The sequence below is a fragment of the Limosilactobacillus agrestis genome (genome assembly GCF_014145585.1).
GTDB lineage: Bacteria > Bacillota > Bacilli > Lactobacillales > Lactobacillaceae > Limosilactobacillus > Limosilactobacillus agrestis.
The window spans coordinates 1-12,804 of sequence record NZ_JACIVF010000055.1 but is presented as its reverse complement, the minus strand read 5'-3'; the positions used below and the strand labels follow the sequence as shown (position 1 = coordinate 12,804).

Annotated in this window: 10 protein-coding genes, 1 tRNA gene and 1 rRNA gene; 1 reads left to right on the top strand and 11 read right to left on the bottom strand. The window is 36.0% G+C overall.

Going from position 1 to position 12,804, the window contains the following annotated elements:
* Positions 1–1,095: 1,095 nt before the first annotated feature.
* The 6 genes from H5R88_RS05650 to H5R88_RS05625 all read right to left on the bottom strand — a co-directional run bounded on the left by H5R88_RS05650 (position 1,096) and on the right by H5R88_RS05625 (position 5,968).
* Positions 1,096–2,298 (bottom strand): tyrosine-type recombinase/integrase, encoded by a 1,203-nt coding sequence (locus H5R88_RS05650; RefSeq protein WP_182600466.1) that lies wholly within the window; start codon positions 2,296–2,298, stop codon positions 1,096–1,098.
* 68 nt (positions 2,299–2,366) lie between these two features.
* Positions 2,367–2,567 carry a helix-turn-helix domain-containing protein gene (locus H5R88_RS05645; RefSeq protein WP_182600465.1) on the bottom strand — a complete coding sequence of 67 codons (201 nt, stop codon included), beginning with the start codon at positions 2,565–2,567 and terminating at the stop codon, positions 2,367–2,369.
* 1 nt (position 2,568) lies between these two features.
* Positions 2,569–3,774, bottom strand: coding sequence for a Rep family protein (locus H5R88_RS05640; protein ID WP_182600464.1), 1,206 nt, complete (start codon positions 3,772–3,774; stop codon positions 2,569–2,571).
* 191 nt (positions 3,775–3,965) lie between these two features.
* Entirely contained in the window at positions 3,966–4,466 is a 501-nt protein-coding gene (locus H5R88_RS05635) for a hypothetical protein (protein ID WP_182600463.1), read from the bottom strand.
* Positions 4,467–4,469: 3 nt separating this feature from the next.
* Positions 4,470–5,639, bottom strand: coding sequence for an FtsK/SpoIIIE domain-containing protein (locus H5R88_RS05630; RefSeq protein WP_182600462.1), 1,170 nt, complete (start codon positions 5,637–5,639; stop codon positions 4,470–4,472).
* Complete coding sequence (locus H5R88_RS05625) at positions 5,636–5,968, bottom strand: hypothetical protein (RefSeq protein WP_182600461.1); 333 nt, start codon at positions 5,966–5,968, stop codon at positions 5,636–5,638. The genes H5R88_RS05630 and H5R88_RS05625 overlap by 4 nt, the downstream gene beginning before the upstream one ends.
* A 248-nt stretch (positions 5,969–6,216) precedes the next feature.
* Here H5R88_RS05625 and H5R88_RS05620 point away from each other — a divergent pair, with 248 nt between their 5' ends.
* Entirely contained in the window at positions 6,217–6,867 is a 651-nt protein-coding gene (locus H5R88_RS05620) for a hypothetical protein (protein ID WP_182600460.1), read from the top strand.
* A 13-nt stretch (positions 6,868–6,880) separates the two neighbouring features.
* Here the strand turns inward: H5R88_RS05620 and H5R88_RS05615 are convergent, their stop codons facing one another.
* From H5R88_RS05615 to rrf, 5 genes are all read right to left on the bottom strand, one after another.
* Positions 6,881–8,374, bottom strand: a complete 1,494-nt coding sequence (locus H5R88_RS05615; RefSeq protein WP_231824868.1) for a restriction endonuclease subunit S — start codon at positions 8,372–8,374, stop codon at positions 6,881–6,883.
* A complete protein-coding gene (locus H5R88_RS05610) occupies positions 8,374–9,849 on the bottom strand; it encodes a class I SAM-dependent DNA methyltransferase (protein WP_182600458.1) in 1,476 nt (491 codons plus the stop codon). The genes H5R88_RS05615 and H5R88_RS05610 overlap by 1 nt, the downstream gene beginning before the upstream one ends.
* Before the next feature lie 16 nt (positions 9,850–9,865).
* A complete protein-coding gene (hsdR, locus tag H5R88_RS05605) occupies positions 9,866–12,214 on the bottom strand; it encodes an EcoAI/FtnUII family type I restriction enzme subunit R (protein WP_231823163.1) in 2,349 nt (782 codons plus the stop codon).
* Positions 12,215–12,467: 253 nt separating this feature from the next.
* Positions 12,468–12,540, bottom strand: a tRNA-Thr gene (locus tag H5R88_RS05600).
* An 83-nt stretch (positions 12,541–12,623) separates the two neighbouring features.
* Positions 12,624–12,740, bottom strand: a 5S ribosomal RNA gene (gene rrf, locus H5R88_RS05595).
* Positions 12,741–12,804: the final 64 nt, after the last annotated feature.

The following is a 12,804-nucleotide window of genomic DNA, read 5'->3' as shown; positions in this document are numbered from 1 at the left end:
CTGACTTATTCAAGCAGAATTATAATTCGCATTTTTTGATTATTCCTTTAAGTTATCTAAATAATTCTATTAGATAGAATATCAGCGTTTATCTAAAATTTTTTCTAATTACTTCTGAATTTTCTGTAAAATACTAATTTTAATTAAAATGCACGCAAAAAATGGATGCAAAGCTTATTAAATCAATAGATCCAACAAATTTCCCAATGCAAAATCATGCACAAGCTTTCCTGTGTGCATGATATTCTTAAATAAACAAAAATAGTCCTTAATATATTTTCGCAAAACGTTGGTATATCAAGAACTAACAAACTATTAGAATTTGAAAAAGAATAGTATCTTATTATAGTGAGGATATGTTGACTACCTTTATTAACCGACAAAAATCAAATTCAAATCACTACCTTATAGTCTTCTAAGTAGCACTAATTAAATAATATATAAAACTATTGAGAAAAATTATATTACTAGCGCTAAGAATAAATTAACAAAAGGGACTACGTAATTCGAATTTACGCAGTCCCTTTTGCCGTATAGTCTGTTGGTATTTTGGGTAGACTTTTGATAGACAACTTGCGTTTAATTGCCTTTTCTACCAAATTTGGCCCTCTACAAATGCCGTTATCTTAAGCTTTCCTCTTCATATTATACTATAACATTATTCGGTATCAATAATTATGGATGCGAAACTCATTAAATTAATAGATACATGTAGTTTCTACGAAATTTTCTACATATCCAATTAATAACATTGGATATGTAGAAAATACCTGGATATTTCAGCTCAAATCAACAAATTTTACCCTCATTTCTCATATTTTCACACGCCAAATTTGTCTAAACGCCTGACAATATTAGGGTACAGCGATTCGCCGTAGATCAAAACAACAAGTTAAATTGTCACGTGAGAAAAAAGTGAGAAGTCGATAATGTTTTATAACGTAAAATAGCCTATTCTAACGACTGAAAATACCGTCAGAATAGGCTATTAGACTCTTTATAGTGCTGACTAGAAGCACGGAGGTTAATTCCTTTCAGTGCCTCTATATCAATATTTTTAACGTCTTCTGTATACATTTGCGTGTCAATCGTGTGTCAGGACATCCAAGCGTCCATCATCTTCTTATCCATATCACGATCACTATGAACATAAGTCCTCATAAATACGGCTAAACTATGTCCCATTCGCTCCGCTGCCCATGGATAACTGATCCCTGGTTTATTAGCTAGTTTCGTGCAAATTGTGTGCCGAAATGAATACATTGATAATTGTGCATCCCCACCATCAATCCCTAACTCATTACATATCTTATCTAACATTAGATTCATACTACGTTGAGTAATGGGACGCCCTTCAGTTACTGACCTATAGTCATGAAGATTAACAAGGACTAATTCATTATCTAAAGGAAGTGCTTTTTCTTTAAGAAAGGCTACTACTTGCTTATAGTATTCCTCTAAAAATTGAACTAGCTGATGACTAATCGGAACGGTGTATCGGTAATACCCATGCGGCCTGGATTTTAAGGCACCATTGAATGACTTTGTATAATCAGACCAACTATCATTGATCTTAAATACAGAATAGCCATCTTTATCGGTAACATTACTAAATCTAACCGCTTGAATTTCTCCCGGACGCATCCCCGTCTCTAAGGCAATCCATATGGCTAACCTAGTACCAATGTTATTAATAGAAGCGCGATTAATTTCTAATAATAACTGCTGCCGGATTAACTCTAATTCTTCATTAGAGAAAACATATCTCTTTTTACCGACATCAAACTCACTTTTCTTAAAGAACTTAGATAAAGCCTTCTCCGGAACAGGATTAATTTTAACAACCGTACCCTCAAGTGGCTTAAAAAAGTTCCTCATATGTGTTAACCGATGGGCGATTACCGTAGCCCGACCAACAGTTGAATGATGATCTTTAACGAACTGACGAGCAAACCGCCCAACTGACTGCTCAGTTATATCACTAATCTTAGCATTACCAAAGTACTGCTTAAATACAGTGGCTGAATAGTGCCAATCACGAAAAGTAACTGGCGAAATCAAATTTTTCTTCTGATTCACAAAGTTATCAAAATCCTCGCTAAAGGTATCAGAAGCCTTTCCAATATCAAGGCCTGACTTGTATTCAGCCCACATTTGGCTTTCAGTAAGTTTAGCTTCTTTTTTTGTTGCAACATATTTAATCGGCCAGCTAATTTGCTTTCCGGTTACTTTGTCACGTGGCTGGATACGAACCATCCATTGGCCTTTATGAGCACCAACTGTTTTCTTTTTAATCATAGTATAACCTCTCTTTACCATAAAAAAGAGAAGTTGCAAGCTACCTTATCTAGCTTACAACTTCGTAACTATTTTGTCCACGTCGATTGAGCATGATAGCCATGTTTCATCAGCCACTCTACAATTTCTGCGCGATTATAATACTTGCGACTGTTATTCGTTAATTGATGATAAGGTAGCCCTTCTCTAATAAGTTGATACAACATGGTAGTGCTGATATGAAGATAATCTCTTAATTGCTTCCCATTCAAAATATTGGTACCGAACATTTTAATCACCACCCTGTTTATTTAATTGTTCAGCATATTTATTTAGATCGTGGAGACTAAACCTTTGTAGTTGTTTCTTAGATTTATGACGATATTTATTTTGAAAACTTGATAGTTTCTTGTATCGCCATTCACTTGAAGTTGTTTTACGCAAATATTGGATCTCTTGCACCTCACTATCAGTAAAAAAGGATATACTTCCCAAACGACGATTTAGCTGATCAAAAGTGTCAATCTTCTTATCACTAACATTTAATTCTTGATAAAAATCGAGAGGACTATAAACACTGGTGACTATAATTACATCCGACTTAAAAAGAACATTGTGATATCGGGCAGATAACATCTTTTCAAAGTTATACGGATCTAGTAATTGTAAAAGATCCTGATAATTAACAGAATGAGGCCTTATTTCATCGAGGATAAGAACTTTCTGCCCGTTATAATTTTCGAATGGATCACGCCAACCACTGGTCACAAAACAAGACAGTGCATTAACTCGTGCGAAATCAACCGCATACCGCGTTTTACCCAATCCACTTGGTCCCGACAGCCATACCGTCTTTAATGGCTTACCTGCTTGCTTTTTGGTTCGGACCCAGTCTTTATAATTTTGCTCATCCAAATCATCTTTAATATCATCCAATTTTTTTGAGAACTGTAGAAATATCTTAGCGCCTTTAGCTCTAAAAATATCCTTTGCCTTCTCATAACTCAATAATCCACCGCTAACCTGATCTAATAATTGAAAGCCATCATAATTGCTTTGTACATTTTCAACGTATCGCACATAGTTAAAATTAGCAGTAACAGTGTTTAAATCATATTGGTACTTTTTTGCCGAATTCTTAGTCCGGTGACATAGATACAACATCACATTGATAGCTGCCATCTTAGTACTCGTACCACGCTTAGTAAAAATCGCAAAATGTTCTGATGTGGTATGAAAAGCTTTAGCAGCCACAGATACTGAAACTCTTTTGTTAAATACAAGTCCAATATGAAAATGTGGCTTTACCATGTTACCCTCAATATCAACATCACGATCATGCTTGATAATCGCCCACTGATATAGATCATGTTCCTTCTCCAAAGTTTTACAACACCGCCGCAAATATTCTAATGGGTTATTCTTGTCCTCAAAATATTCTTCTTGCTGTACGAACATCATCACAGCCGAACGAGGTGTCTTCTTGGCTTCTCCCACTTATACCCCTCCTATTCATTGATACATCAACGTTTCAGCCTATTTTTTGTCATCTTCAACAATCCGACAAACAAGCCCCGGATTGTTGGTACTACGCCATTTGGTCGTTTGTTTTGTCTTTATTCTTCACTATAAAATGTATGTAGGATTTGGCGTTTTGCTTTATAAAAGCAGAGCCAATCCTACATATACTACTGGCGAGGATAGCCAATAATCACAATAGCTCTATCACCATATTCTGGTTGTCCAAAAACAAAATTTGGAAAGTGGTTCTTCAAAAAATGGCTGAACGATTTACTGATAAGTAATTCGTCAAAATAATCTTCTAACGAGATAGATGATCTAAAGCAGAATAAAAAATTAAGAGGAATTACTAGTTTCACTTGATTTCTAAAGACAAACACTCTAACAAAGTTCGCACGGAAATTAGCCTGCATCTTGATATAGTTCCCAGCATCATATACATTAGCTGGTACTTTGAGCTTGGCACGTAACGCTCGATTTAAATAATGGTCGCTACCGCGGAAATAGTAGTGTTGAAATAGTAACCATCCTACTAGAAGTAACACCACACACACCGTTATTCCAATGATGAAATTAGAGATTAAATTATTTAACCAACTAACCCCATTGGCCTTATTACTAGAGATAATACCCAGCCGTTGTAATTCTTCGTTCGTTTGTGGATCCATAATTTAATCTCCTTCCAGATTCAAAATTGTAGGCATTAAAATCGGTGAAACTCCAAAGTGATCCATTTCTCCATCAGCAACAGAAACTATTCCGCTTCCTTTACCACCAAGGGGTAGAGGTATCCCGCCATCTCGCAATTCTGGAAAAAGTTGAACAATGTTAGATTGATCCAAGCGGCCTAACTGAATACGTAAGGTCATCTGAGCCCTTGCAGAACTACTCAATGTGGCACCAGTTACACCGTTACCGACAGAAGCAACTTGAGACGATAGTAGTAAATGCCATCCTGCTTCACGTCCTGTTAGTGCTATTTTGGTTAATAAACTTTGAAATTCGTTAACCAAAGTCCGCTTCACTCCCGCAGTAATGCTCTCAAGCTCATCAATCACCAGGTAATTCTCGACAGCATTTTCTCCCAAAATTCTATAATCACAATCAGGCTTTGATGATTTTTCATATAACTCATCTTGTATATTGCTAATATCAGTCAGAATTTGTTGCAGCTTAGCATTAACTTTTAATATGAAATCCTCTGCTCGTTCTCCAGTTGTTGGTAACAGCAAATCAACGTCTTTTGATTTCTTGAAAAAGCGTGCCATTGTTGACTTCTTAGGATCAATTATCATTACCCGCCGAGTGGGACAATTTGATTTTCTTTTATTTGAAAACAATAAAAGACGAACAAGTGTTAATACAGCATAAGTTTTTCCTGACCCTGTATTTCCTGCAATAAAGATATGTGCAACTTTACTTGTATCTATAACTAAATTCTTCTCTAATGGAATCTCCATATCGTCTATACCATCCATAATTTGATGAATTGTACCTACTAATCTTGTTGGAGTACCTGGACGAATCATATACCAGAATCCCCTAGCCATTGACAAATCACTACCCGGGAAGGTACGAACAATCATTTGGCTACTACAAAGCGTATAGGCTGGAATCAGACAGTAGTATAAGATTGCATAAACTCGATGATAAAGTTCCTCGTCAGGAACCAACGGGCTTGGCGACTTGATAAGCACCCATAATCCTTTAACTTCCCCATCAATATCAATTTTAATTTGAATGCTATTCCCAATTGGATTATCTGGAGTTGATAAACACATAGCTAATGCTTGTTCACAAGTACTTTCAAGTTTTTGATCTATTGAACTGAACCGATTCACTTGAAATCAACCCCCTTAGCTCGAACAGTGATATTAACAAACGATTTTCGAGCCCACACTGTAATCTTAGGATCAATGATTTCAACATCTTGACCAATAGTCATTTCTCGTTGCAACTCGATTCCATCGCTGGTTTTTAGATATGCAGAAAACCGTTGCCCAACATTTCGGCCATCAGGTGTTGATTTTACAATAAAGGTCACCCGTTCTGGATACTTCGCTACATCATCCTGGTTACCATACTCTGAGTGAGCGGTTCTTGTCGAAATACCTAATGCTTTAATCACGTAACCGTTTAGTACATTAATCCCATTGATATTTAGATTCATAACTTATCCTTCCTTTCGATAAAACCATCAAACAACATCTTTATTTTCATATTTTTAGTACAAAAAAAGTTGCAAATTCTCGGCCTAATTTTGGCCTTAAATCTGCAACTTTTTTATTAATTAATTTTCTAAAATTGGCATTTTCGCACTTCTGGAGTGATCACCATAAAAAATTGAATTTATATAACAATGAAGTTAATTCGAATTAATAAATGAAGAAAGGAAAATGAGCTCATGATTGTTAAGAAATGTCTGCAATTACTGCACTTCAACTACGTTCTTTCACTGCAAAAAATAATCTTAAAGGAAAAGACCTTATCAGCATAATTGAACTCGCTGGTGTAGGTATATCTGCTTCCAAATTATCTAGAATGATGTCATTAGAAACTAACAATAATCCGACTAGTCTTCATACTATCAAAGCTATTGAGATTATTTTCCAAAAAAGATATGGAACAGTTTTGTTCCCTAATAATACTGTAAAAAATAACTATATTTCATTGATAGCAACTGAGTATTCTACTATAGCTATTCAAAATTTTGATAAACTAGATAATCCCACAGACTATTTGATAAATCATATCAACGATCTTACCCGTGTTTCGATTACTAAAATTGGACAAATAAAATTACTTGGTGCTTTGTTACAAATTTATAATAATGACAATAGTCAAGATATAAACGTTCAAATTCAAAATGGTTTATTAAAATTTTTGGCTAAAAGACAACTTTTAAAAAATTCTCTCGACCTGTGCTTTAACGCAAATGTAGACGATGAAACAGTTCAATTAAGGTCAATCGTCAATATAAAGTATTCCCCTTCTGCTACTAAAAAATTAGCTATGCAGTTAATTTGTCAATCCCTTTTCAAATTAATAATCACTAATGATAGGCCCTAAGTAAGTGTGGCAACTATAGAGGCTCATTGTCTAATAACTTCATAAATTGATCTATCTTCTCAACAATTCGCTTTTGTTCTTCTATAGGCGGTAAGGGAATTAACATACTATTAAGCAGTGTTTTATTAAGTGTCTTACCCTTAATTGCTGTATTTGTTTGACTCATATTACTAATAAATGGTAATACCCAAAAAAGATAGTTTCTTTGTATATTGTTATTGTCAACATACGGGTGAATATCAATAATTGCTTCATTATGCACAGCATCTAAGTTTAAAATTGTTACTTTTCCAATACTTAATTTAAAACTCATTAACAATGTTCCGGTGGGTACTATTTTTCCCTTGAATACCTCGGTCATTGCAACATTACTAATTTTTAGCTTTGTCTTATTTAAGGTTGGCTTTTGCATATCAGAAATAGAAACCCACGGAATTTCCCCATTAGACCAATAGATATTATCTGTTTTTTTAGGTGTTTTTCCTAAATTAAAGTTCACCAAGTTTCCAAATCTTACCCATTCCCAACTATCGGGAATATCAAACGGTTTTTCTTCGTCCGTAATTGCTGGCAACTTCTTTGTCCGTTTAATCTTCTTTTCTTTAATTAGCCGGGCCTTCTCGTCCGCAATCTGCTTTACTAACACGCTAGCTGGTTCATCATTAGAATCTTGCTTAACCAGCTTACCTTCCATGGCATATTTCAAAATTGACTGTTTCATCCGGTCGTTGAAGTTAGCATCAATCTTGGTCAATTGGTTGTATGATTCAGCATATTCATCAACCAGCGGCATCAGTTTTTCAATCTTAGCTACAATTCGCCTCTGTTCTTCTAATGGCGGAAGTGGAAATTCGACTTCATTTTTTAAAAATTTTAAAGAAGCTAAATTTTTTATGGCTGATCCTTTTGAATGAAGTTTTAGCTTAGTGGAAATAGATTCAAGCTCCAGTAAAAAGAATTTTTTATCAATTAAATCCGTATCAAGCGTAAGTTTCAATAATGCCTGATTAATTATTCCCTGCTCAATATTAGGCGGTAGTATATAAGCTTTCCCAATTGTGCCAGCACAGCTTATAATAATATCTCCCGGTTCAACCTTAAAAGATTTAAGAGTTTCATATTTTTCTCTAGTAATATAGTAAGACCCATAACTAATATTCTTTCTAATGGCATTACCCTGCTCATAAACCTTAAAGGTATTTTTTCCCTTTGGAACAAACATACTTTTTGTAATAGAACTACCAAATGGTCCTCTTTTAATAGAGGTATTATTTTTTGTACAAATTTCCTTTAACCTTGCTATTGCCCAATTTTGAGGATAATTACCAGTATTCTCTGCTTTTACATACTTTTCTTTACGTAATTCTTTATTTTTTACTGCTTTTTCTATTTTTATCCGTGAAGATTGTAATTGAGCAATAGCAGAAAGATCATTTGGATCTTGCTTAACTAGTTTTCCTTCCATTGCCTGCTGCAAAATCGAGGCTTTCAATTGTTCCGGAGTCATTAGTCATCCTCCTCTAACAATTGTTTAATTGCACCTAGCGTCTTATCAATCTGGGCGTTTAGCTGTGCTCGTTCTTGACTGTACTGCTGCATTAATTCTTGAGGTGGCAATACTTCTTCCGTTTCAGTTGGAAAGCCGCACAAGTCAAAGTTATAATTGTTATCTTCTAATTCTTTGACTGTATAAGCACGTGACTTATAATTATCGCCTTCTTTAATTTCATGACGATTGTTCCACCATTCGCGTACTGGGTCGAAATGTTCTAACTTCATCGGCCGGGTCTTTGAAAAGTGCTTATAACCCTTTGGCATATCTAGGCGATAGAACCACGTTTCTTCTGTTGGCTTAGTCTTATCAAAAAACAAAATATTAGTTGCGATTGACGTATAAGGTGAGAAAATACTTCCTGGTAACCGAATAATGGTGTGTAAGTTAAAATCATGCAACATCCGTTTCTTAATATTGGTCTTAGCACCATCATCCCCAAACAGGAAGCCATCAGGCAAGATAATCCCTACTCGACCGTTGTCTTTCAAGCGATACATGATTAACGCTAAGAACAAGTCAGCTGTTTCACTACTCTGTAAATCATTTGGGAAATTCTGTTTGATAATCGGCAGCTCGGATCCCCCAAATGGTGGATTCATCATGATAATATCGAATTTCTCGTCATCTTCGTATTCTGTGACCCGGCGTTCAAGTGAATTACCATGAATAATATCCGGATCATCAACATCATGTAATAGTAAATTCGTTACTGCCAGAATATACGGTTGTCCCTTTTTCTCAATTCCAAAGACGGCATGATTATATTGATCGCGGTCCTCTACCGTTTTTACCTGTGGACGTAGCAAGTTAAGTGTACTAGTTAAGAAACCACCAGTCCCACAAGCTAAATCGGCCATCTTCTCGCCTAGCTTAGGCTTAAGCGTTTCAGCAATGAAATCAGTTAGTGCCCGTGGGGTATAAAATTCCCCCGAATTACCAGCACTCTGTAGCTCTTTTAGAATCCCCTCGTAAATATCATTGAATAAGTGCCGATCTTTGGGATCTGTAAAATCAACATCATTAACTACATTCAGAACCTGTCGTAGTAAAATCCCGTTTTTCATATAGTTATTAGCATCAATAAAGGCATCCTTTACAATGGCCTTGCTAATTGGTGTATCTGGAGTTACCGTAATTTCCTTTAATGCTGGTAATAACTTGTTATTTACAAAATCGAGCAGCTCATCTCCGGTTAGGCTCTGTCCGTCTTTATTGTCAACTGCCCACTCATGCCAATGGAACCCAGCAGGAATAATTGAAAGATAATTATCCCGACTAATTTCCCAAATCATTTCTCGATCATCATAAACTTTTAGAAAAAGGATCCATGATAACTGCTCAATTCTCTGTGCGTCCCCGTTGATACCGGGATCATTTCGCATAATGTCTTGTATTCTTTTAACAAACTGTGTATTTGCTCTTGCCATATAACATATTCACCTATTAACTATAAATTTCATCCTTAACAGTTTTAACTGCGTCTTGATATTGGTTCTTTCCACCAAAGATCTTAAAGATGATCTTTACTGGCCCACCAAACTTTTCAAACTCTGGTAAGTTTAGCACTTCATTACTTTCTAAGTCCTGGATCCCATCCATTTCATACTTATTTAGTAAAGTATCCAGAACTTCCCGAGCGGCCCCTTGGTACTGCTCTAATTTACCTGAATGCTTAACATGGCTGATCCGTTCAGCTTTTGTCAACGGACGTTGATTGTAAGCTAAATGAACTAGTACATCGAATGGATCCATATTCTTGAGCTTCTCATCATTGATAATCTGCTTATAGAAAATCCCATTATCTTCCATTTTATCCAATAATCGCTGCTTATTATCTGCATTACGCCACTTCCTAGTAAAATCATCTAAAGAAGCGTACTGGCCTAACATATTCTTCTTTGTAAAGTCACGTAACGAGGTAGTTATTAAATCACCATTTTCATCCATATAACTAACTTGATCGTTAATCACTTTAACTTTCTTATTAGTTACCAAATAAACCGGCCGTGGTTCTGCAACAATATCACCAGGATCACCATCAGAAGGGGATGTTGGATCACTACTACCGGGACGGTGTGTGACTGTCTGTGGCCTATTCCCATCGATCTCCTCAATTGGTTCACCGTCAAATGCTGGATCAGCAAATAATCGCGAAGCGCCTTTGAAATCAATAATGGTAAAGAATTGTTTACCATGTTTCTCATCTAATCGTGTACCTCGGCCAATAATCTGCTTAAATTCAGTCATCGAATTCAAATTTTGGTCTAAAACAATTAATTTACAGGTCTTAACGTTAACACCCGTTGTTAACAGTTTAGAAGTCGTAACAATCACAGGATATTTACTAGCGGTATCTTCAAAATTACCTAGTTGAGATTTTCCTTCCTTATCATCACCGGTAATCTTCATAATATAATTTGGATTTTTTGCTACTAAATCGTTATTTTCATTCACTAAAGCCTGCCGCATTCGCTCAGCGTGATCGATCGTATCACAGAAGATTATCGTTTTATCAAATCGCGCATGATTCCGTTTTAAGTAATCACTAACATATTTAGCAACCTTTTTTGTACGGTCATCAATCACAATATCACGATCAAAGTCGCGTGTAGTATAAACCCGGTCTTCAATTGTCTGACCTAAGGCATCTTTTTCATTTTTAGTTGGGCGGAATCCATTCACATCCACATCAAGATTTACTCGAATAACGCGATAAGGAGCTAGGAAACCATCATCAATTCCTTGTTTTAACGAATATGTATAGATTGGCTCCCCAAAGTAATCAACGTTCGAAGCTTCTTTATCATTCCGCGGTGTAGCTGTCATCCCAAAATGAGTAACTTTCGGTCCATCGAAGTAATCTAATATCTTCCGCCACTGACTATTTTTCTTTGCTGATCCACGGTGAGCCTCATCAATAACTACCATATCAAAGAAATCAGGCTTTAATTGTCTAAATGGCTCGTGACCCTCATCTTCATCATTTCCTGCTAACTGTTGATATAAGGCAAAGTGAATCTGATAAGAACTATCCATCTGTCCACCTTGTACCTTAGTTGACTTATCTAATAACGGTGCAAAATCACCAACCATGGTCTGATCTACCAGGATATTCCGATCAGCTAAGTATAGTACCCGTTTCTTAATTCCAGCTTTTAACAATCGGTAGACAATCTGAAAGGCTGTATAGGTCTTCCCTGTTCCGGTAGCCATAACTAACATAACTCGCCGCCTACCGCTTGCAATTGCTTCAACAGTTCGATTAATTGCAATCCGTTGATAATAACGGGGAGAAAAAACATCACGAGAAGAATAATATGGTTCATTGATAATCTTAACTTGGTCTTCTGTGAGTCCCTTCTCTAATTTCAAACGATCCCATAATGTTTCCTTAGAGGGAAATTCATTCATGGTAATGGTCCGTTCTTTACCGGTAATCATATCATGTTCTAAAAACTTTTCTCCATTAGTAGCATAGACAAATGGTACCTCTAAATTTTTAGCAACTTTTAGTCCTTGAGCATAACCAATTCCCTGTTGCATACCATGACCATAATCATGATTTAGATCCTTTGCTTCCACAATGGCTATTGGTACATTAGGTTGATAATTCAACAAGTAATCTATTTTCTTTCGTTTACCCTTTTTTACACTATTTCCGATAACATTAATTCGCCCATCAGTATAAGCATATTCCATCAAATAATCGGAAGCTTTCCACCCAGCTTTATTAATGGCCGGAGTTATATATCTATTTTTGACATCTTCTTCAGACAAAGAACTATATGTCATGATCATTCCCTCCATTATGTATAACTATTGTTATTATACAATATTGAAGTATCTTATGGACACACAAAAAAACAGGCCTAAAGCCTGTCATATCAGTAGTTTACAACTTCTCGAAGTTAATTCCAGACACACAGAACTAAATCGTGTGTCATACCTGTGTCAAATAGTATAAAATCTAAAAAAATAAAGCTTGACATATCTACGTAAAACATTGATATATCAAGCTTTATTAAACATTGTAAATGTTTGACTATGCTGACTAGAGGATTCGAACCTCCGACCTCATCATTACTAGTGACGTGCTCTGCCAACTGAGCTAAGTCAGCATAATAACAATTCCTAACCAATTATACCAGAAATTGTTATTAAAGAAAAGACGCGAATCGTTTAATCGGTTCACGTTTTGATCGCATGGCAACGTCCTATCCTCGCAGGGAGCGATCCCCCAACTACTTTCGGCGTGTTGAAGCTTAACTTCTGTGTTCGGCATGGGAACAGGTGTATCCTTCAAGCCATCATCACCACACTCTTTGTCCTTGCGGACGAGAGCTTGTGCTCTCAAAACTAAATCCTATCTTTTCTCTTCCAAA

Bases quoted from the DNA above. Each gene is read 5' to 3' on its own strand.
- H5R88_RS05650 (WP_182600466.1), bottom strand. From the start codon at position 2,298: ATGATTAAAAAGAAAACAGTTGGTGCTCATAAAGGCCAATGGATGGTT.
- H5R88_RS05645 (WP_182600465.1), bottom strand. From the start codon at position 2,567: ATGTTCGGTACCAATATTTTGAATGGGAAGCAATTAAGAGATTATCTT.
- H5R88_RS05635 (WP_182600463.1), bottom strand. From the start codon at position 4,466: ATGGATCCACAAACGAACGAAGAATTACAACGGCTGGGTATTATCTCT.
- H5R88_RS05625 (WP_182600461.1), bottom strand. From the start codon at position 5,968: ATGAATCTAAATATCAATGGGATTAATGTACTAAACGGTTACGTGATT.
- H5R88_RS05620 (WP_182600460.1), top strand. From the start codon at position 6,217: ATGTCTGCAATTACTGCACTTCAACTACGTTCTTTCACTGCAAAAAAT.
- H5R88_RS05615 (WP_231824868.1), bottom strand. From the start codon at position 8,374: ATGACTCCGGAACAATTGAAAGCCTCGATTTTGCAGCAGGCAATGGAA.
- H5R88_RS05610 (WP_182600458.1), bottom strand. From the start codon at position 9,849: ATGGCAAGAGCAAATACACAGTTTGTTAAAAGAATACAAGACATTATG.
- hsdR (WP_231823163.1), bottom strand. From the start codon at position 12,214: ATGACATATAGTTCTTTGTCTGAAGAAGATGTCAAAAATAGATATATA.